Source organism: Bradyrhizobium sp. BR 10261, from assembly GCF_019455395.1.
GTDB classification, from domain to species: Bacteria; Pseudomonadota; Alphaproteobacteria; order Rhizobiales; family Xanthobacteraceae; genus Bradyrhizobium; species Bradyrhizobium manausense.
This window is the reverse complement of the sequence record NZ_JACOFQ010000014.1, coordinates 1-19,174: the sequence shown is the minus strand read 5'-3', so window position 1 is coordinate 19,174 and position 19,174 is coordinate 1. Positions and strand designations below refer to the sequence as shown.

The following is a 19,174-nucleotide window of genomic DNA, read 5'->3' as shown; positions in this document are numbered from 1 at the left end:
GGGCAACGCCGTGAGGAGTCGAACCCGCTTCGATTCAGGATTACGGCAGCAAATATTAATCAGCGGTGAGCACGGGAACCCGTGCGATCAAATGACGCCTACGTATGATTACGTAGCCGGCGGCCTGCTGTGTCCAGCTACCGCCGCGCGCGATCACATCGTTGCGCCAAGCACCCACGGCGCGAACTCGGCGCCGCCGAAATCGAAGCTTTCGCTCTTGGTCAGCTGGCCGGAGGCGGTCTTCAGGATGAGATCGAAGATGCGCTCGCCGCATTGCTGGACGCTCTCCTCGCCTTCGAGGATGGTGCCACAATTGACGTCCATGTCCTCTTCCATGCGCTTGTACATCGGCGTGTTGGTGGCGAGCTTGATCGAGGGCGCCGGCTTGCAGCCGAACACGCTGCCGCGCCCGGTGGTGAAGCAGACGAGGTTGGCGCCGCCGGCGACCTGCCCCGTTGCTGCGACAGGGTCGTAGCCGGGCGTGTCCATGAAGACAAAGCCCTTCTTTGTGACGGGCTCGGCGTAGCGCAGCACCTCGACGAGGTTGGTGGTGCCGGCCTTGGCCATCGCGCCGAGCGACTTTTCCAGAATCGTGGTGAGGCCACCGGCCTTGTTGCCGGGGCTCGGGTTGGCGTTCATCTCGGCGCCTTCCCGCGCAGTGTATTCGTCCCACCAGCGCATGAGATCGACCAGCTTCTCGCCAACCTCGCGGCTGACGGCGCGGCGCGTCAAGAGATGCTCGGCACCATAGGTCTCGGGCGTCTCCGACAGGATCACGGTACCGCCGTGGCGCACAATGAGGTCGCTGGCCACACCCAGCGCCGGGTTGGCCGAGACGCCGGAATACCCGTCCGAGCCGCCGCATTGCAGCGCCACGGTGAGCTCGCTCGCGGGCACGCTCTCGCGCTTGACCTTGTTGGCGTCGGTCAGCGCCTCGCGCACGAAGGCAATGCCGGCTTCAACGGTCTTGCGGGTGCCGCCGACCTCCTGGATGTCCATCGCGCGCAGGCGGCCGGCGAGCTTCTGCTCTTCCATCAGGCCGCCGATCTGGTTCACCTCGCAGCCGAGGCCGAGCACGATGACGTGGGAGAAATTGACGTGCCGCGCATAGCCGCCGAGCGTGCGGCGGAGCAGCGCGAGCGGCTCGTTCTGCGTCATGCCGCAGCCAGTCTTGTGCGTCAGGGCGACGACGCCGTCGACGTTCGGAAACTCGGCTAGCGGATTGTCGCCCGTGAAGGGATTCTTCTTGAAGACGTCGGCGACGAGGCCAGCAACATGTGCGCTGCAATTCACCGAGGTGAGGATGCCGATATAATTGCGCGTGGCGACGCGGCCGTCCGGGCGGCGGATGCCTTCGAAGGTCGCGGGCAGGTCGAAATTGGGCGTCGGCTTGACGTCGGCGCAATAGGCGTAGTCCTTGGCGAAATCCCCCATGCCGATGTTCTGCACGTGCACGTGCTGGCCCGGCGCGATCGCCTTCGTCGCAAAGCCGATGATCTGGCCATAGCGGATCACGGGCTCGCCCACCGCGAACGGCTTGATCGCGACCTTGTGGCCGGAGGGAATGCGCTCGACCGTGGTGACGCCGTCGGCCACCAATGTTCCCGGCGGCAGGCTGGCGCGCGCGATCAGCACGCCATCATCGGGATGCAGGCGGATGACGGGGCTGATGGTCATGGGAGTCTCCTTCGGAGGCGAGTAGCGAATGTTGAGTGGCGAATGGAAAAGGGAGCAGCCGTTCGCTACTCCCCATTCGCCATTCGCGAGACTTGTCAGGCCTTGCCGCCGGAATCCTTGCGGGTGGCGTTGACCTGCATCCTGGCGTAGGTCGTCATCATGCCGACCTCGTTCGAGAGCGTCACGAGCTTGAAGCCCATGTTGATGGCGCGTGCTGCGCCTTCGGCGCCGCTGCAATGGATCCCGGGGTTGAGGCCGCGCTTGCCGCATTCCTTGATGATCTTGTCGTAGATCGCCAGGATCTCGGGCTCGGTGCGGTCGAGCTTCGGCTCCAGGCCGTAGGAGAAGCCGAGGTCGGACGGGCCGATATAGACGCCATCGATGCCCTCGACGTCGAGGATCGCTTCCATGTTCTCGACCGCAGTCCTGGTCTCCATCATCGGCAGCAGGATGGTGTCGGCGTTGGCGGTCTTCTGGTACGAGCCCGCGGTGCCGTACATGCCGGCGCGGATCGGGCCGTTGGAACGGACCCCCTGCGGCGGATATTTCGAGTAGGAAACGAGGTTCCTGGCTTCCTGCGGCGTGTTGACCATCGGGCAGATCACGCCATAGGCGCCGCCATCGAGCACCTTGCCGATGATGCCGGGCTCGTTCCAGGGCACGCGGACCATCGGGGTCACCGGGTGCTTGTCCATGGCCTGGAAGCACTGCACCATCGACAGATAGTCCTGCACGCCGTGCTGCATGTCGACGGTGACGCTGTCGAAGCCGCATTGCGCGATCATCTCAGCCGAGAAGCCGGAGGGAATGGCGAGCCACGCGTTGACCACGGCCTTGCCCGACTTCCAGATGTCCTTGACCTTGTTCGCCACGTTGCCTTCCTTCTTGTTGCTTCGAACGCTGTTTGGATCTTCGTCACCATGACGGCGGCGACGACAGTGAGATCCTGCTTTCCGGTGCCGATTTTGGACGGATCAGCTTGGGCGGCACTTTGAGCGAAAAACGACGGCAATGTCCATGGCTGTTGCCGCGCTGGCGCGCATATCTGGTTTCACTCCTCGGCACTTGCCTCATCGCCACCACTGAGCCCGGCAAGGCTCTGCTCGAGTTCTCCAAGCATCTCCTGCAAGTCAGCAAGCTTGCGTGCGCCAAAGCGCCGCGTGATCTCGGCATAGATCGCTTCCGAGGATGGCGCAACGGAGGCCATCAGCTTCACGCCCTCTTTCGAGATCGAGACCATGCTGCGGCGCTGGTCGGTCTTCGCCGTCCTGCGCTCGATCAAATTACGCGCCTCGAGATCGCGCAGGATGCGCGACAGGCTCGGGCCCAGGAGAAATGCGGTGCGCGCGAGTTCCGTGACCTCGGCGGCCTCGATGGCGGCGAGCGCGCGCAGGATGCGCCATTGCTGCTCGGTCAGGCCATGCTCGCGCAGCGAGGGACGGAACTGCCGCATCACTGCCTCGCGCGCCCGCAGCAGCGACATCGGCAGCGAGCGCGAGAAGTCGCGCATCGGCACTTGCCGGGCGGCAGGCGCGCTTGCGCTGATCGGATCAGCCGGTCTCTTCGCCATGATACCCTCTCAGACCACCAAACGTTTGCAGTGCAGCAAGCCCGATTTGTGTTTGACGCATTCACTTAACATGTTAAATATCTTCGGCACCACGTTTTTTAAGATCAGGGATGGCGCTTTCCCACGACGATATCCAAGCTTGCGCGGGCCGTCTGCACCAGGCGGAGAAGACCCGCGTGCAGATCCGGCAGCTGTCGCAGGATTTCCCCGAGATCACCATCACTGACGCCTACGCGATTCAGAAGGCATGGGTCGACATCAAGATCGCCGAGGGACGGATCGTCAAAGGCCACAAGATCGGCCTGACCTCGAAAGCGATGCAAAGCGCGCTGGACATCAACGAGCCTGATTCCGGCGTGCTGCTCGACGACATGTTCTTCGCCGATGGCGGGGTCGTTCCGACCGACCGCTTCATCGCGACGCGGATCGAGGCGGAGCTCGCCTTCGTCATGAGCAAACGCTTGTCGGGGCCGGACTGCACGATGTTCGACGTGCTCAACGCCACCGACTTCGTGGTGCCGGCGCTGGAGATCCTGGACACGCGGATTGAGCGCGTCGATGCCAAGACCAAGGCGACGCGAAAAATCTGCGACACCATCGCCGACAATGCGGCGAACGCTGGCATCGTGCTCGGGGGACGGCCGATCCGTCCACTCGAGGCTGACCTGCGCTGGATCGGTGCGCTCTGCTTCAGGAACGGCCAGCTGGAAGAGACCGGCCTTGCCGCCGGCGTGCTCAATCATCCCGCAACCGCGGTTGCCTGGCTTGCCAACAAGATCGCGCCGCTCGGCCTTGCGCTCGAGCCCGGCCAGATCGTGCTCGCCGGCTCCTTCATCCGTCCGATCGAGACCCGCAAGGGCGACACAATTCAAGCCGATTACGGTGCCTACGGCTCGGTCAGCTGCTACTTCGCTTAGAAGCAATAAGACGACCTAAGGAGTGAAACCGCCATGCCGCATTTCAGGATCGAATACTCGGCCAATCTCGATGGCTGCCTCGACATCGGCGCGGTGTGCGAGGTCGTGCGCAAAGCGGCGGTCGAGACCGGTATCTTCCCGCTCGGCGGCATCCGTGTTCGCGCCATCAAATGCGAGTATTACGCGATCGCAGATGGCAGGCACGATTACGGCTTCCTCGACATGGTGCTGCGCATCGGCGAGGGCCGCGATCTGCCGACCCGCCAGAAAGCCGGTGAGCACGTCTTCCAGGCACTCTCAAAGCATCTCGATCCCGTCTTCGCCGCCAGCAAGTTCGCTCTGTCGTTCGACATGCAGATCAACGACAAGGACACCAGCTGGAAGCGCAACAATATCCACCACGCCCTGAAAGCGGAAGCCGCCCATGGATAAGCCCGCTCCGAAAGTCGACGTATTCCAGGCCAATCGCGACCGCGTCGCGCCGCTGCTGAAGAAACTCAGGGCGGACGGCATCGGTCACATGATCGACGGCAAGATCGTGCCGTCGATCTCCGGCGAGACTTTTGAGACGAAGTCGCCGGTCGACGGCGCGACACTCGCGAGCGTCGCGCGCGGCAACGCCGAGGACATCGATGCCGCCGCTACAGCCGCAGCGCTTGCCTTCAAGTCCTGGCGCGACATGGGACCGGCGATGCGGCGTAAGCTGCTGCATCGCGTCGCCGATGCGATCGAGGACAATGCCGAGGACATCGCCGTCCTCGAATGCATCGACACCGGACAAGCCTATCGCTTCATGGCCAAGGCCGCGATCCGTGCCGCCGAGAACTTCCGCTTCTTCGCCGACAAATGCGCCGAAGCGCGCGACGGCCTCAACACCCCGAGCGATGAGCACTGGAACATCTCGACCCGCGTGCCGATCGGCCCGGTTGGCGTGATCACGCCGTGGAATACGCCCTTCATGCTCTCGACCTGGAAGATCGCGCCGGCCCTGGCCGCCGGCTGCACCGTCGTGCACAAGCCGGCGGAGTGGTCGCCGGTGACGGCGGCCATTCTGGCGCGGCTGGTCAGGGAAGCCGGCGTGCCCGACGGCGTGCTCAATACCGTGCACGGTTTTGGCGAAGAGGCCGGCAAGGCGCTGACCGAGCACCCCGCCATCAAGGCGATCGGCTTCGTCGGTGAGAGCGCGACGGGCTCGGCGATCATGGTCCAGGGCGCGCCGACGCTGAAGCGCGTGCATTTCGAGCTCGGCGGCAAGAACCCCGTGATTGTGTTCGACGACGCCGATCTCGACCGCGCACTCGATGCCGTCGTGTTCATGATCTACTCGCTCAATGGCGAGCGCTGCACCTCGTCGAGCCGCCTGCTGATCCAGCAGAACATTGCCGAGAAATTCGTTGAGAAGCTGACTGCGCGCGTGAAGGCGCTGAAGGTCGGCCATCCCCTCGATCCCGCCACCGAGATCGGGCCGCTGATCCACGAGCGGCACCTCGCAAAGGTCTGCTCCTATTTCGACGTCGCGCGCCAGGACGGCGCGACCATCGCCGTCGGCGGCAAGGCTTATGACGGTCCCGGCGGCGGACATTATGTCGAGCCGACCTTGGTGACGCGCGCGCACGGCAGGATGCGCGTGGCGCAGGAGGAGGTGTTCGGCCCCTTCCTCACCGTGTTGCCGTTCAACGACGAAGCCGACGCCATCGAGATCGCCAACGACATCCGCTATGGCCTCACCGGTTATGTCTGGACCAACAATGTCGGCCGCGCTCTTCGCGTTGCCGACGCGCTGGAAGCCGGCATGATCTGGCTGAACTCGGAGAACGTCCGCCATCTGCCGACACCGTTCGGCGGCATGAAGGCCTCCGGCATCGGCCGCGACGGCGGCGATTACTCATTCGATTTCTATATGGAAACCAAGCACGTCTCGCTGGCGCGGGGCACGCACAAGATTCAGAAACTGGGAATTTAGGGAAACGGTCATTCCGGGGCGATGCGAAGCATCGAACCCGGAATCCATTCATCCACCAACTCTGCCGCGTGATGGATTCCGGGTTCGTGCTTCGCACGCCCCGGAATGACAGGAGGGGAAACGCCAATGCCGGTACCGCAACATATCTTCGAGCCGCCGTTCAACATCATCCGCTCGAGCCACGTCGTGCTCGACGTCACTGATCTGAAGCTGAGCCGCGAGTTCTACGAGATCACCGTCGGTCTGCATGTCGAGGATGCCGACGACAACATCGTATATTTGCGCGCCGCCGAGGAGCATCAGCACCACTCGCTGGTGCTGCGGAAAGCTGCGGCGCCGGCCTGCGCCCGGCTGGGCTTCAAGGTCGGCAATGAGGGCGATCTCGACAAGGCCGCAAAGTTTCTGTCCGAAAACGGCCTCGCCCATGCCTTGGTCGATCAGCCGTTCCAGGGGCGCACGTTGCAATTCACCGATCCCTTCGGCTTCCAGATCGAGCTCTATGCCTCGATGGAGCGGCGGCCGCATCTCTTGCGCCGCTACGACCTCTACCGGGGCTGCCACCCGCAGCGGCTCGACCATTTCAACGTCTTCGCCGCCGAGGTGCAGGACACAGTCGACTTCTATGCGCGGCTCGGCTTCCGCCTCACTGAATACGCCGAGGAAGATGGGCCGAACGGCCGCATCGCCGCCGCCTGGATGCATCGCAAGGGCAACGTCCATGACTTTGCGATCACGAATGGCAAGGGCCCCCGCCTGCACCACTTCGCTTATTGGACGCCGACGGCGATGAACATCATCCATCTCTGCGACGTGATGGCTTCACAGGGCTTTGTGAAGAACATCGAGCGCGGCCCCGGGCGCCACGGCATCTCGAACGCGTTCTTCCTCTACGTCCGCGATCCCGATGGCCACCGCCTCGAGCTCTACACCAGCGATTATTTTACCGGGGATCATGACCACGAGCCGCTGCGCTGGTCGCTGCGCGACCCGCGCCGCCAGACGCTGTGGGGCGCGCCGGCGCCCCGCTCATGGTTCGAACAGGGCTCGCCGTTCACGGGCCAGGCCGTGCGCGAGCCGAAATTCGTCGCCGATGTGCTGGTGGCGGATTAAGCGATGAAGCTCCCCCGCCTCGCTACCTATTCCGTCAAGGGTGAAACCCGCTACGGCGCCGTCCTGGAGGGCGGCATCGTCGATCTCTCTGCGCGCTACGCCAAGGATTATCCGACGCTGCGCGAGGTGATCGCCGCCGGCAAGCACGTGCCCCTCGCCGAAGAGGCCGCCAGCCGTACGCCGGTTCACGCGCTCGGCGAGATCACATGGCTGCCGCCGGTGCCAGCGCCGGAAAAGATCATCTGCATCGGGGTCAACTATCCCGACCGCAACGCCGAGTACAAGGACGGCCAGGATGCGCCGAAATATCCGAGCATGTTCATGCGCTCGCCCCGCTCCTTCGTCGGCCACGACACGCCGCTGGTGCGCCCGCGCGCGTCCGCGCAGCTCGACTATGAAGGCGAGATCGTGCTGGTGATCGGCAAGGCCGGCCGGCACATCAAGCAGAGCGCTGCGCTCGATCACGTCGCCGCGCTGACGCTCTGCAACGAAGGCTCAGTGCGCGACTGGCTGCGCCACGCCAAGTTCAACGTCACGCAAGGCAAGAATTTTGACTCCAGCGGCAGCCTCGGGCCGTGGCTGGTGCCTTACACCAGGGAAGCACAGCTTGCCGACATCAGGCTCACCACGCATGTCAATGGCGAGCTCAGGCAGGACGACCGCACCAGCCGGCTGATGTTTCCGTTCCGCTATCTCATCAGCTATATCTCGACCTTCGCGACGCTCGTGCCCGGTGACATCATCGTCACGGGCACGCCGACCGGCGCGGGTGCGCGATTCGATCCGCCGCGGTACCTGAAGCCCGGTGACGTCATTGAGGTCGCGGCCGAGGGCATCGGAGTTTTACGCAACGGCGTCGTCGACGAAGCCTAAGACAACAACACGAATGGAATGATGCAATGACCACCCTCACCGGCGGCGAAGCGATCGTAAGCGGGCTCGTCGCCCATGGCGTCGACACCGTGTTCGGCCTGCCTGGCGCGCAGATCTACGGCCTGTTCGACGCCTTCCAACAGGCTCAGCTCAAGGTGATCGGCGCGCGGCACGAACAGGCCTGCGGCTACATGGCGTTCGGCTATGCGCGCGCGAGCGGCCGGCCCGGCGTGTTCAGCGTGGTTCCCGGCCCCGGCGTGCTCAACGCCAGCGCGGCGCTGCTCACCGCTTACGGCTGCAACGAGCCGGTGCTGTGCGTCACCGGACAAGTGCCGACGCAGTTTCTGGGCAAGGGGCGCGGCCATCTGCACGAGATGCCGGACCAGCTCGCGACCTTGCGGAGCTATGTGAAATGGGCCGACAGGATCGAAGCTCCTGCCAATGCACCGACCACGGTGGCGCGCGCCTTCCAGGAAATGATGTCCGGCCGACGCGGCCCCGCCTCGGTGGAGATGCCGTGGGATATCTTTACGCAGCGCGCGGACACCGCCGCTGCGCAGGTGCTGGAGCCCCTGCCCGCGCCGCTCCCCGATCCCGATGCGATCAAGCAGGCCGCAGCGCTGATCAAGGCCAGCAAAGCACCGATGATCTTCGTCGGCAGCGGCGCGATCGAGGCAGGCGAGGAAATCCTCGAGCTCGCCGAGATGATCGATGCGCCCGTGGTCGCCTTCCGCAGCGGCCGCGGCATCGTCTCCAATGCGCACGGACTTGGCCTGACCATGGCTGCCGCCTACAAGCTGTGGGCCAAGACGGACCTGATGATCGGCATCGGCACGCGGCTGGAATTGCCGACGATGTCGCGCTGGCCTTATCGGCCGGACGGATTGAAGAGCATCCGGATCGATATCGATCCCGTCGAGATGCGACGCTTCATTTCGGACGCTTCCATCGTTGCCGATGCCAAGGCCGCGACCGCCGATCTCGTCGCCGCCGTCAGCAAGGTCGGCTACAGCAAGATCGCCGGCCGCCGCGGGGCGATCCGCGAGGCGACCGCGACGGCGCTGGCAGAGATCCAGCGCGTCCAGCCGCAGATGGCGTATCTCAACATTTTGCGCGAGGTGCTGCCGGCGAACACGATCGTCACCGACGAGCTGTCGCAGTTCGGCTTCGCCTCCTGGTACGGCTTTCCGATCTACCAGCCGCGGACCTTCATCACCTCTGGCTATCAGGGCACGCTCGGTTCGGGCTTTCCGACGGCGTTAGGGGCCAAAGTCGCCAGTCCCGACACGCCGGTGGTTGCGATTACCGGCGACGGCGGCTTCATGTTCGGCGTGCAGGAGCTGGCCACCGCCGTGCAGTTCAACATCGGCGTGGTGACGCTGGTGTTCAACAACAACGCCTATGGCAATGTCCGCCGCGACCAGCGCGAACGCTTTGACGGTCGCGTGGTGGCATCCGATCTGGTCAATCCTGACTTCGTCAAGCTCGCGGAGTCCTTTGGCGTGGCATCCGCGCGCGTCACGGCGCCGGACCAGTTCAAGTCCGCGATGGAGAAGGCGCTCGCCCATCGTGGGCCGTATCTGATCTCAGTGGAAGTGCCGCGGGACTCCGAGGTGAGCCCCTGGGCATTCATCCACCCGCCGAAGCCGTAATCAAGACATCGTCGTTCCGGAGCGGCTCGCAGAGCCGAATCCGGAACCTCGAGATTCCGGGTTCGCGCTTACGCGCGCCCCGGAATGACGGGAAAGATCACCGCGTCCGGCGGAACGTCAAATTGATCCTGATACGCCCGAGCAGCGCGTGCTCGCCCTCGGCCAGCGGCGCGACGCCGTGATAGGCGAGCCGGCTCGGCCCGCCCCACACCACGACGTCGCCATGCACAAGGCGAAAGCGGCGCGGCTTGTCGGCGCGCGCCAGGCCGCCGAACAGGAAGGTCGCGGGCAGGCCGAGCGAGACCGAGACGATCGGCGCCGAATAGTCCAGCTCGTCCTTGTCCTGATGCAGCGACAGCCGCGTGCCGGGCTCGTAGCGGTTGATCAGGCACGCGTCGGGAGCGAAGTGCTTGAAGCCGCCCTGCTCCGCCGCACGGTGGGCGAGATCGCGAAACGCCGGCGGCATCGCCGGCCATGGCGCGCCGGTTCGCGGATCGATGGGATCATAGCGGTAGCCGGTGTGATCGGTGATCCAGCCGCGCTCGCCGCAATTGGTCATGGCCACCGACATCTGGTAGCCGCCGGGCGTGGTCATTCGCCGGAACGGCGACTGCACCACGATGGCGCGCACCGCTTCGATCAGCTCGTCCTCGATCGGCCTGACGAAGCCGCGCAGCAGCACGGCGCCGTCCGCGATCTGCTCGCGCGACGGTTGGGCTTCGGCAACGCTGTCGAACAAATCAGCCGTCAATGGCTCCGCTCATTTGGCATCATGGAAGATCACACCCAGCGTGTGGCGCTGCCCCGAACGAAGCCTGCTGACGCCGTGGCGGAGATTAACGCGATACGTGCCGCGTGTCCCCTGCACCGGGCGGTGATGCACAGCGAAGGCGACCGCATCGCCCTGCATCAGCGGAACCACTTCGGCGCGGGACTGCATGCGCGGGCGCTGCTCGGTCAGCACGAACTCGCCGCCGGTGAAATCGCCTCCCGGCTCGGACAGCAGGATCGCGACCTGGAGCGGGAACACATGCTCGCCGTAGAGGTCTTGATGCAGGCAGTTGTAATCGCCGGCCTCGTACTGCAGCAGCAGCGGCGTCGGCCGGACCTGCCCCGCCTCATGGCAGCGCTTCAGGAACGCGGCGTGCGAGGTCGGATAGCGGATGTCGATCCCCATCCCCTCGTTCCAGCGGTTGGCGACGCCTTGCAGATGCCTATAGAGCGCCGGGCGCAGCTCCGCGATCGGATCGGGCAGCGGATAGGAGAAATATTTGTACTCGCCGCGGCCAAAGCCGTGGCGACCCATGACGATGCGGCTGCGGAAGTGCGCGTCGTCGGAATAGAGCGCGGCGATGGCGCGGCACTGGTCGGGCGTGAGGAGGCCCTTGAGGACGGCGCAGCCATGGGAGTCGAGTTCGGCGGTGATTTGCGGCCAGTCGAGGCTGTCGACATGGGTGGCGAGGTCGGCGGAGGGATTTTGGGGCGGTTTCCGAGCGGTCATTGTCATAACAACCAACTTCGCAGGCCGACGTTCACCCGACCACCCGATTTCCGATGACTGTCTCCTTGTCGTTGCGAGCGTAGCGGAGCAATCCAGAATCCCTCCGCGGAACCAGCCTGGATTGCTTCGTCGCAAGGGCCCCTCGCAATGACACGGAGAGAGCTGCGCTCGCAGTGACGGAGGAAGCGCCTTAGCCTCGCACCGGCAGCGTCACCACATCGTAGCCGTGCCTGATGATCCGCTTCAGCACGGGATCCTCAAGTTCGAAGTCGAACCGGTTCGCAGGGCGGATGCCGCCCTTGGCCGCAAAGGTGCCACCGAACATGGCGCAGCCGTCGGGGAACTTGCCGCCCGCGAAGCCGCGCGTGATGAGCTCGGCTACCGGCAGCATCGCGTCCAGCGTACCCTCCTGGTAGAGCACGCGCTGGCCGTTGATGGTGGCGTAGGAGCGCAGGATCATCTTGTCCCAGTGGCCGATGACATCCTCGAGCTCCCACAGCGTGGAGGCGATCGGCTTGTCGCACATCTGCTTGGAGACTGTGACGTTGTAGGCCTCGACCTTGCGGTCGGTGTGATCCGAGCCGCAGCCGACGAAGATACGGCCCTGCCAGCCGACCAGCACGAACTCGACCTCGCCGGAGGAATCGCCGCCGGTGCATTCGATGCTGTCTTCCTGGGTCAGCCGCCGCGCCGAGGCACGATAGTAGATCGGCGTCGAGGCCGGCGGGGCGATACCCATCTCCTGCAGCTCGGCAATGTGCTTGTCGCGCGCAACAGGATCGCGGCCGGTCCATCCGGCGATGACCATCTGGTCGATCGCCAAGGTCAGCGGCGTGGTGGTGTCCTGGGCGTCGATGGTGAAAGTCAGATCAAACACGAATGACGGCCTCCATGCCGGCAGCAAGTTCAAAAATACGGCGGTCCGAGCCGCCCGCTCCGGCAAGCATCAGGCCGACGGGAACCTCGCCCTCGCGATGCGCCGGCAGCGAGATGGCACAGCCGTCGATCACGTTGATCAGCGTGCAATTGCGCAGCGCGCGCAGGTTTTGCGTCGTGAACGCCTTGTCGTCGGCGAGATCTGCGATCTTCGGCGGCGTGTTGGCGGTGGTCGGGAGCACCAACGCGTCGTAGGGTGCAATGCGGGCGTTGACGCGGGCGATCAGCGAGCGGCGCTCGTTGAGCAGATCGATGTAGTCGGCCGCGCTCTGCGCCTCGCCGCGCATGATGCGGACGGCGACGCGCGGATCGTAGACGTCACCCTTGGCCGTGATGAGATAACGATGCCAGGCATAGCTCTCGGACGCCGCAAAGCCACCCTTGGCGTTCATCGGGCCGATGTCGTGGAATTCGGCCATCTCGATGCGCTCGATGATGGCGCCGTGATCGGCGAGCGATTTCAACGCGCGTTCGAAGGTTTCGGCGACCGGGAAGTCGAGATCGTCAAGCGCAATCGTGGTCGGCACGGCCAGCCGCATGCCCTTCACGGGACGCGGCGTGAGCGCCGTGACCGGCTCGTTCGCCAGCACCGCATCGAGAATGGCACAACAACTGACCGAGCGCGCCAAGGGGCCGATGCTGTCGAGCGAGAACGACAGCGGCACGGAGCCATCCAGCGGCACGCGGCGCTGCGTCGGCTTGTAGCCGACGATGCCGTTATAGGCCGCAGGAATGCGGCAGGAGCCGCCGGTGTCGGTGCCGAGCGCGCCATGGGCCATGCCGTCGAGCACGGAGACCGCCGCGCCCGAGGACGAGCCGCCCGGCACGTGCCCCACGGCCCGGTTCCAGGCGCCTTTAGGTGTCCCATAGTGCGGATTGATACCGATGCCGGAATAGGCGAACTCGGTCATGTTGGTGCGTCCGATCACGACAAAGCCTGCCTTGCGCAGCCGCGCGACCGCCGCCGCATCGTGCTCGGCCGGATCGGAATCGTCGAGCGCACGGGAGCCGGCGCGCGTGGTCTGTCCCTTGATGTCGAACAGATCCTTGATTGAGATCGGGATACCGGCATAACGGGAGGGCGCCGCCTTGACCTTGCGCAGGGCATCCATGGCGTCGGCGGTGGTCAGCGCGGCATCCTTGTCGACATGGATGAAGGTGCGCTGCCCCTCGCCGGCGGGATCGGCGATCCTGGCGATGCACGCCTCGACCAGTTTTCGGGAGGTGGTACGGCCGCTTTCGAGATCGTCGGCCAGTGTAGCGAGGGTCGGGGCGTTCGGCATGTCTGGTTCGCCTGCGTCGGGCGCGGCCAAAACGCTGCCGCGCTATTTCAATCCAAAATAGGCGCGCCGCAGCGCCTCGTTATCGGTCATCTCGGCAACCGTGCCGGAAAAGCGAATGCGCCCGCCTTCCAAGACAAATACGCGGGTTGCCACTTCAAGGAAACCGATATTCTGCTCGGCGATCAAAAGCGCGATCCCGCGCCCCTGCAGGCCGTTCAGGATACGGATGACCTCCTTGACGAACAGCGGCGACAGCCCGGCCGAAGGCTCGTCCATGACGAGAAGCTTCGGCTCGGCCGCGAGCGCCTTGGCGATCCCGAGCATCTTGCGCTGCCCGCCTGACAGGCTGGAGGCGGCGTCGCGGCGCTTGTCGCGCAGAACGGGAAAGAGGCCATAGAGCTCGTCGAGGCGCCGGCGCGGGTTGGCATGTCCCAGCGCCTGGGCCCCCACCAGGATGTTCTCCTCGATCGACAGGTCAGGAAACACCGCGAGCTCCGACATGTAGGTCATGCCGAGCTTCATGCGGTCGCTGGAGCGCATATGCGCGATATCCTGGCCGCCGAGCGCGATGCTGCCGTGACGGGCCTCGACCAGGCCGACCAGCGATTTCAGGAACGTGGTCTTGCCGGCACCGTTGGCGCCGAGCAGCAGGACCGTCTCGCCGGGCTTGACGTCGAGATCGACGCCCCACAGCACCTGCATCGTGCCGTAGCCCGCATCGACGCCTTGCGCCTGGAGAAGAGGCGTTGCTTCAGGCGGCATGCTCGCCTCCCAAAAACACCTCGATCACCTGCGGTTCCTTCACGGCCGCAGCGAGCTTGCCCTCGAAGATTTCCCGTCCCGCATTGAGAACGATGACGCGGTCGGTGATGTGCTCGATGAAGCCCATCAGGTGCTCGACGACGATGATCGACATGCCGCCTGCCGCGAGCTGCTTGATCCGCTCGGCAATCCAGTCGAGCTCGGCGGGATTGAGCCCGGCGGCGAGCTCGTCGAGCAGCAGCAGGCGCGGTCGCGTCGCCAGGGCGCGGACCAGATCCAGCATCTTCTGCTGCGCACTGTTGAGATCGGCTGCCGGCCGATCGGCGACCGCGTCCAGACGATATTCGTCGAGCAGCGCATCGAGCGCCGGCGGCGTTCCGCCAAAGTGGCCGTAGGCCAGGGCGACCCTGACGTTCTCCCGCACGGTCAGCGACATGAACGGCTTCGGCACCTGGAAAGTCCTGTTGATGCCGCGATGGACCAGTTTGTGGGACGCAACGCCGCCGATCGGCTCGCCATCGAAAGCGACCTCGCCGCCGTCGGGCGCATAGAGACCCGAAATCACGTTGATGGCCGTGGTCTTGCCCGAACCGTTCGGACCGACCAGCCCCAGCACCTCGCCGGGCGCGGCATGAAAGCTGAGGCCGTCGAGCGCGACGAAACCGCCGAAGCGCTTCACCAGCTTATCGACGCTGAGAATGGGTTTCGTGTCAGGGGACATGCCAGCCCCTCCGCGTCGCCAGCGAGACCAGCCCTGCCGGCAGGAACAACACCAACCCCATGATGAGAAGACCGTAGATGAGCTGGAAATATTGCGGGGTCGTGAACCCGATCAGATTATAGACGCCGTACAGGATCAGCACGCCGATGATCGGACCGGAGATCGTCGCGACACCTCCGAACAGCGCGAAGACGATCGCGAAGATGCTGAACTCGCCGCTGAAGACATTGTCGGGATAGAACACGGAGACGTACCAGGCATAGATGCCGCCGGCGAGCCCCGCCACCAGCGCCGAGGCGAGCCAGGCCGCGATGCGCATCTTGACGACGTTGACCCCCGCCATCGACGCGCTCACCGAATCCTCGCGAACGGCCTGCAGTGCAAGCCCAAAGCTCGAATTCTTCAGGAAGACGACACCGCCCACCGTCAATGTCAGCACCACCAGTGCCGCATCATAGGCGTGCGAGGGGTTGAACGTGCCCGTCAGCGACACGCCATACGGCCCCTTGGTAATGCCCTCCAATGCGGGATTGGCGACCAGGTGCAGCACAGCCAGCGACGCGGCGAGATTGGCAATGGCGAAATAGGCGCCGGAGAGCCGCAACAGCGGTGTCAGCAGCAGGCCGAGCAGCACGCCGACCAGCCCCGCCGCCAGCACGGCCACCAGCGCCGGCGACTGATAATGCATCACCAGCACGGCAAATCCGTAGGCGCCGGCCCCGAAGAAGCCGACATAGCCGAACGGCAGATAGCCGGTGAAGCCGTAGATGATGTTGACGCCCTGCGCGAGGATCAGGAACGTGACGAAATTGAACAGCAGCAGATGGTTCTGGTAGAGGCCCGGCAACACCGCAAACACGGCGATCAGCGGCACCAGAATGAACAGCACATGCTTGACGGCATTAGGCAACGCGCACCCGCCTTCCAAGCAGGCCGCTCGGACGTAGCAAGAGGATCAGGATCAGCAGCACATAGGGCAGAAGGTCCGCCCATGAGCTGAGATAGGTCTGCACCAGCATGTAGCAGACACCATAGACGACACCGCCGAGGGCCGTGCCGAGCGGATTGCCGAGCGAACCCAGCACGACGATCGCAAATGACGTCACCGTCGCGTCCGCGCCGAAGGCCGGCGTGATCGAGCCGAACATGAACGGCGCAAATACGCCCGCAACCGCAGCAAGCCCGAGTCCAATTCCGAACGCCGCGGCCGAGACACGATCGACATCGATGCCCGAGGCCAACGCCTCGTCGCGTCGCGACATCACGGCGCGCGTCAAGGTGCCGAGCCGCGTGCGATAGAGATAGACGTAAACGAGACCGATCGCGACCAGGCTGATTCCGGCAGCAATCACCCACGGCGCCGGAAATCCCTGGCCGAGGATGCGGATCGGACCGGTCTGCGGCTTGCCGCCGAACAGCTGGACCTTGATGGTCGAGAACACCGTGCCGAGCAGCCGGCTCTGGATCGAGCGCTCGCTGGTGCCGGCGAAGATCGTGGTGATGGCTTCGATCACCTGCGACAGGCCGAAGAACAGGATGATCGACAGCATCTCGGGATTTGCCGATCCCTGCAGACGCGGCACCAGCACCCAATAAAGCAGCGTGCCGACTAGCAGAAACAGCACGAATGCCAGCGGCACCGCAAACAGCGGGTCGATTCCGGCCAGGGTGACGACGCCAAGGGCCACGAAGGCGCCGAGCATCAAGACGTCGCCATGCGCAAGGTTGACGATGCGCATGACGCCGAAGACCAGATTGAGCCCCATACCGACCAGGCTGAAATACAGCCCGAACAGGACGCCGGCGACCAACGCGTAGGTCAACATCAGCAGCCGACTCCCAGCACTTGCTCAGCAGGGTTTCCCGTCATGGACGCGGATAGACCGGCTTTCCGGTCGCCGTCTCATGGGGATAGATCGAGATGAACTTGAGATGCCCGTGATCGCCAAGCTCGAGCTGGCCGAGCGGCGTGAGCTCGCCGATCTGGCCGCCCATCTCGTCGAGTGCAAAGGTGCCGTCCAGCGTTTGCAGCTGGTTGGACAGGCTGAAGGTCGCCTTGCGCAGCTCGAGCTGATCGAGGCTGGTCGCGACCGACAGGGTCTTTTCGATCACCAGAGCCGTGGTGTAGCCGGCAACCGAGTTGAAGCCGAACTCGACCTTGCCGTCAGGATATTTCTTGTTCCACGCCGCCTTGTACTCGTCGATGTTCATCCCGAAATTCACCGGATATTTCAGCTCCTGCGGCGGCACGTAGGTGAAGACGTGCTCCAGTCCCTTCTCACCGACGTTCTTCTCGAGCAGCTCGGTCTCCAGACCGGCATAGATCGAGAACAGCATCTTGAAGACCACGCCGACGTCCTGGACGTTGCGAAGGAAGGCGATGTCGTTCGGCGCATAGCCGAAGTGAATCACCGCGTCCGGATTGGTGTTGGCGATGTTGTTGATGATGACGGTGTAGTTGGTCGTCTCGGTGGGAACGCCCTGATCGTAGACGATCTCGATCGGCGCGCCCGATTCCTTGACGAACTTCCGGAAGGCATTGGCCTGCGTGCCCGTGAACTCGTTGGTCGCATAGAGGATCGCGACCTTCTTGATGCCGAGGCCAGGTCCATCATGCGAGACGAAATCGGCGACCGGCTTCGGCCAGATGGTCGACACCGGATCGGCCATCAGGGCGATGTAGGGATTGTCCTTGGAGAAGAAGCTGGCGCCCGTGCCGGTCTGGTCGAACAGGAACATCTTGTGGTCGCGGGCAATCGCGACCGCAGGCGCGGTCAGCACCGAGCCGGAATCGGCAACCAGAAGATCGACCTTATCCTGGGTGATGAGCTGATTGTACAATGTCGCCGCGGTCGCCGTGTTGCTCTGGTCGTCATAGGCAACGAGCTTGATCGGGATCTTCCTGTCGAACGCCTTCACATAGACGCCGCCTTCGGCGTTCTTCTGTTCGACCCACAGCTTCAGCCCATAGTGAACCGGCATCGAGATCGAGGCATAGCGCCCGCTCGAGGCGTAGAGCGTTCCGATCTTGATCTCGGCCGGCGCATCCCCAGCAAGGGCCGGCGCAGCGAAGGCCAGACCTGCAACCAACGCAACGCCTACTGATCTCAACATGGAATCCTCCCGATCTCTTCTTGTCTCGGCACTTATGTACCGTGCGAACTTACTGGCACACAAGCACGCCGTCAGCAATTGTGCGCATGGTGGAATACGGCGCGTGCAGAGCTCAGTGCTGGACCGTTGACGCGCGATAGTCAATTGGCGCATCAAGATTGAAACGGACGAGCATCGAGTTCTCGCCTTTGGGAGGAGCTGCCGACATGGCCGAACCGCAGCGCGCACGACCGAAACCAACGCCGGAAACCCAGCATTTCTGGGATGGCACCAAAGCGGGCGAACTGCGTCTGCAACGCTGCGATGCCTGTGCGCATGTCTACTTTCCGCCGCGCCCGTTTTGCCCGTCCTGCGCCTCGCGCAAGGTCTCGGTCTTCAAGGCGAGCGGCAAGGGTTTCCTTTACAGCTACGTCATCAACCACCGCCCTGCCGCGCCTGGCTTCACGCCGCCTTACGCGATCGCCGTCGTCGAGCTCGACGAGGGACCGCGGATGATGAGCAACATCATCGACTGCCCGCAGACGCCGGAGGCGCTCGCGCTCGACATGAAGCTCGAAGTCGCGTTCCAGCAGCTGGACGACAAGATCACCCTACCCGTATTCCGTCCGGCGAAAGGGTAAGCCATGCGCAAGAACCAGGTTGCCGTCGTCGGCGCGGCCGAGACCACCGAACTCGGAATCATCCCCAACGCCTCGCAGCTCCAGCTCCACGCGGATGCAGCACTCAATGCGATCGCCGATGCCGGGCTGAAGCTCTCCGACATCGACGGCTTTGCCACCGCGATCGAAACGCCGCAGCAGGTCTGCCACTATCTCGGCATCAAGCCGACCTGGGTGGACGGCACGTCCGTCGGCGGCTGCTCGTTCATGTTGCACGTCCGCCATGCGGCCGCCGCGATCGAGGCTGGTCTTTGCAAGACCGTCCTGATCACCCATGCCGAGAGCGGAAAGTCGATGATCGGCAAGCTGCCCCGTTCGACACCGGCGGACAGCCTCAACGGCCAGTTCGAGGCGCCCTATGGCGTCTACGGCCCGCCCAGCATGTTCCCGATTCCCGTGCTGCGCTTCATGAAGACCTACGGCATCACCCATGAAC

General features: G+C 64.2%; 19 protein-coding genes and 1 pseudogene. 8 read left to right on the top strand and 12 right to left on the bottom strand.

Annotation, left to right across the window (positions count from 1 at the left end):
* Window positions 1-153 precede the first annotated feature (153 nt).
* The 3 genes from HYH07_RS17975 to hpaR form a co-directional block, all read right to left on the bottom strand.
* Window positions 154-1,677 (bottom strand): UxaA family hydrolase, encoded by a 1,524-nt coding sequence (locus HYH07_RS17975; RefSeq protein WP_220003733.1) that lies wholly within the window; start codon window positions 1,675-1,677, stop codon window positions 154-156.
* 95 nt (window positions 1,678-1,772) lie between these two features.
* A complete protein-coding gene (locus tag HYH07_RS17970) occupies window positions 1,773-2,549 on the bottom strand; it encodes an aldolase/citrate lyase family protein (protein ID WP_220003732.1) in 777 nt (258 codons plus the stop codon).
* Window positions 2,550-2,728: 179 nt separating this feature from the next.
* Window positions 2,729-3,247: a homoprotocatechuate degradation operon regulator HpaR gene (gene hpaR, locus HYH07_RS17965; protein ID WP_220003731.1), complete on the bottom strand. Its 519-nt coding sequence runs from the start codon at window positions 3,245-3,247 to the stop codon at window positions 2,729-2,731.
* A gap of 110 nt (window positions 3,248-3,357) precedes the next feature.
* Between hpaR and hpaH the strand changes: the two genes are divergently transcribed.
* The 6 genes from hpaH to HYH07_RS17935 all read left to right on the top strand — a co-directional run bounded on the left by hpaH (window position 3,358) and on the right by HYH07_RS17935 (window position 9,762).
* On the top strand, window positions 3,358-4,164 hold the full coding sequence (gene hpaH / locus HYH07_RS17960; RefSeq protein WP_220003730.1) for a 2-oxo-hept-4-ene-1,7-dioate hydratase: 807 nt from the start codon (window positions 3,358-3,360) through the stop codon (window positions 4,162-4,164).
* Window positions 4,165-4,197: 33 nt separating this feature from the next.
* Entirely contained in the window at window positions 4,198-4,596 is a 399-nt protein-coding gene (locus HYH07_RS17955; RefSeq protein WP_220003729.1) for a 5-carboxymethyl-2-hydroxymuconate Delta-isomerase, read from the top strand.
* Window positions 4,589-6,127, top strand: coding sequence for a 5-carboxymethyl-2-hydroxymuconate semialdehyde dehydrogenase (hpaE, locus tag HYH07_RS17950; RefSeq protein WP_220003728.1), 1,539 nt, complete (start codon window positions 4,589-4,591; stop codon window positions 6,125-6,127). Before HYH07_RS17955 ends, hpaE begins: the two co-directional genes overlap by 8 nt.
* Window positions 6,128-6,253: 126 nt before the next feature.
* Complete coding sequence (hpaD, locus tag HYH07_RS17945) at window positions 6,254-7,237, top strand: 3,4-dihydroxyphenylacetate 2,3-dioxygenase (RefSeq protein ID WP_220003727.1); 984 nt, start codon at window positions 6,254-6,256, stop codon at window positions 7,235-7,237.
* A gap of 3 nt (window positions 7,238-7,240) precedes the next feature.
* On the top strand, window positions 7,241-8,110 hold the full coding sequence (locus tag HYH07_RS17940) for a fumarylacetoacetate hydrolase family protein (RefSeq protein WP_220003726.1): 870 nt from the start codon (window positions 7,241-7,243) through the stop codon (window positions 8,108-8,110).
* Between the two features lie 26 nt (window positions 8,111-8,136).
* Window positions 8,137-9,762 (top strand): thiamine pyrophosphate-dependent enzyme, encoded by a 1,626-nt coding sequence (locus HYH07_RS17935; RefSeq protein WP_220003725.1) that lies wholly within the window; start codon window positions 8,137-8,139, stop codon window positions 9,760-9,762.
* Window positions 9,763-9,859: 97 nt separating this feature from the next.
* Here the strand turns inward: HYH07_RS17935 and alkB are convergent, their stop codons facing one another.
* The 9 genes from alkB to HYH07_RS17890 all read right to left on the bottom strand — a co-directional run bounded on the left by alkB (window position 9,860) and on the right by HYH07_RS17890 (window position 18,079).
* Window positions 9,860-10,513, bottom strand: coding sequence for a DNA oxidative demethylase AlkB (gene alkB, locus HYH07_RS17930; protein WP_220003724.1), 654 nt, complete (start codon window positions 10,511-10,513; stop codon window positions 9,860-9,862).
* A 9-nt stretch (window positions 10,514-10,522) separates the two neighbouring features.
* A complete protein-coding gene (locus HYH07_RS17925) occupies window positions 10,523-11,269 on the bottom strand; it encodes a 2OG-Fe(II) oxygenase (RefSeq protein ID WP_220003723.1) in 747 nt (248 codons plus the stop codon).
* Window positions 11,270-11,453: 184 nt separating this feature from the next.
* Window positions 11,454-12,140 (bottom strand): DUF2848 domain-containing protein, encoded by a 687-nt coding sequence (locus tag HYH07_RS17920; protein ID WP_220003722.1) that lies wholly within the window; start codon window positions 12,138-12,140, stop codon window positions 11,454-11,456.
* Entirely contained in the window at window positions 12,133-13,482 is a 1,350-nt protein-coding gene (locus HYH07_RS17915; RefSeq protein ID WP_220003721.1) for an amidase, read from the bottom strand. Before HYH07_RS17915 ends, HYH07_RS17920 begins: the two co-directional genes overlap by 8 nt.
* A 42-nt stretch (window positions 13,483-13,524) precedes the next feature.
* Window positions 13,525-14,244, bottom strand: coding sequence for an ABC transporter ATP-binding protein (locus HYH07_RS17910; protein ID WP_220003720.1), 720 nt, complete (start codon window positions 14,242-14,244; stop codon window positions 13,525-13,527).
* Window positions 14,234-14,965 (bottom strand): ABC transporter ATP-binding protein, encoded by a 732-nt coding sequence (locus HYH07_RS17905; RefSeq protein ID WP_220003719.1) that lies wholly within the window; start codon window positions 14,963-14,965, stop codon window positions 14,234-14,236. Before HYH07_RS17905 ends, HYH07_RS17910 begins: the two co-directional genes overlap by 11 nt.
* Window positions 14,955-15,875: a branched-chain amino acid ABC transporter permease gene (locus tag HYH07_RS17900; RefSeq protein WP_220003718.1), complete on the bottom strand. Its 921-nt coding sequence runs from the start codon at window positions 15,873-15,875 to the stop codon at window positions 14,955-14,957. The genes HYH07_RS17905 and HYH07_RS17900 overlap by 11 nt, the downstream gene beginning before the upstream one ends.
* A complete protein-coding gene (locus HYH07_RS17895) occupies window positions 15,868-16,791 on the bottom strand; it encodes a branched-chain amino acid ABC transporter permease (protein ID WP_220003717.1) in 924 nt (307 codons plus the stop codon). The genes HYH07_RS17900 and HYH07_RS17895 overlap by 8 nt, the downstream gene beginning before the upstream one ends.
* Window positions 16,792-16,831: 40 nt before the next feature.
* A complete protein-coding gene (locus HYH07_RS17890) occupies window positions 16,832-18,079 on the bottom strand; it encodes an amino acid ABC transporter substrate-binding protein (RefSeq protein WP_220003716.1) in 1,248 nt (415 codons plus the stop codon).
* A 206-nt stretch (window positions 18,080-18,285) separates the two neighbouring features.
* On the opposite strand from HYH07_RS17890, the gene HYH07_RS17885 reads away from it, so the two are divergent.
* The gene (locus HYH07_RS17885) at window positions 18,286-18,699 is read left to right on the top strand and encodes a Zn-ribbon domain-containing OB-fold protein (protein WP_220003715.1); all 414 of its coding nucleotides are present in this window, start codon (window positions 18,286-18,288) and stop codon (window positions 18,697-18,699) included.
* A 3-nt stretch (window positions 18,700-18,702) separates the two neighbouring features.
* Window positions 18,703-19,174: pseudogene (locus tag HYH07_RS17880) on the top strand (thiolase); the annotation flags it as partial.

What these genes read in the sequence shown, in the direction of transcription:
- HYH07_RS17975 (WP_220003733.1), bottom strand. Translation starts at nt 1,677, where the DNA reads ATGACCATCAGCCCCGTCATCCGCCTGCATCCCGATGATGGCGTGCTG.
- hpaR (WP_220003731.1), bottom strand. Translation starts at nt 3,247, where the DNA reads ATGGCGAAGAGACCGGCTGATCCGATCAGCGCAAGCGCGCCTGCCGCC.
- hpaH (WP_220003730.1), top strand. Translation starts at nt 3,358, where the DNA reads ATGGCGCTTTCCCACGACGATATCCAAGCTTGCGCGGGCCGTCTGCAC.
- HYH07_RS17955 (WP_220003729.1), top strand. Translation starts at nt 4,198, where the DNA reads ATGCCGCATTTCAGGATCGAATACTCGGCCAATCTCGATGGCTGCCTC.
- hpaE (WP_220003728.1), top strand. Translation starts at nt 4,589, where the DNA reads ATGGATAAGCCCGCTCCGAAAGTCGACGTATTCCAGGCCAATCGCGAC.
- hpaD (WP_220003727.1), top strand. Translation starts at nt 6,254, where the DNA reads ATGCCGGTACCGCAACATATCTTCGAGCCGCCGTTCAACATCATCCGC.
- HYH07_RS17940 (WP_220003726.1), top strand. Translation starts at nt 7,241, where the DNA reads ATGAAGCTCCCCCGCCTCGCTACCTATTCCGTCAAGGGTGAAACCCGC.
- HYH07_RS17935 (WP_220003725.1), top strand. Translation starts at nt 8,137, where the DNA reads ATGACCACCCTCACCGGCGGCGAAGCGATCGTAAGCGGGCTCGTCGCC.
- HYH07_RS17925 (WP_220003723.1), bottom strand. Translation starts at nt 11,269, where the DNA reads ATGACAATGACCGCTCGGAAACCGCCCCAAAATCCCTCCGCCGACCTC.
- HYH07_RS17915 (WP_220003721.1), bottom strand. Translation starts at nt 13,482, where the DNA reads ATGCCGAACGCCCCGACCCTCGCTACACTGGCCGACGATCTCGAAAGC.
- HYH07_RS17910 (WP_220003720.1), bottom strand. Translation starts at nt 14,244, where the DNA reads ATGCCGCCTGAAGCAACGCCTCTTCTCCAGGCGCAAGGCGTCGATGCG.
- HYH07_RS17905 (WP_220003719.1), bottom strand. Translation starts at nt 14,965, where the DNA reads ATGTCCCCTGACACGAAACCCATTCTCAGCGTCGATAAGCTGGTGAAG.
- HYH07_RS17895 (WP_220003717.1), bottom strand. Translation starts at nt 16,791, where the DNA reads ATGTTGACCTACGCGTTGGTCGCCGGCGTCCTGTTCGGGCTGTATTTC.
- HYH07_RS17890 (WP_220003716.1), bottom strand. Translation starts at nt 18,079, where the DNA reads ATGTTGAGATCAGTAGGCGTTGCGTTGGTTGCAGGTCTGGCCTTCGCT.
- HYH07_RS17885 (WP_220003715.1), top strand. Translation starts at nt 18,286, where the DNA reads ATGGCCGAACCGCAGCGCGCACGACCGAAACCAACGCCGGAAACCCAG.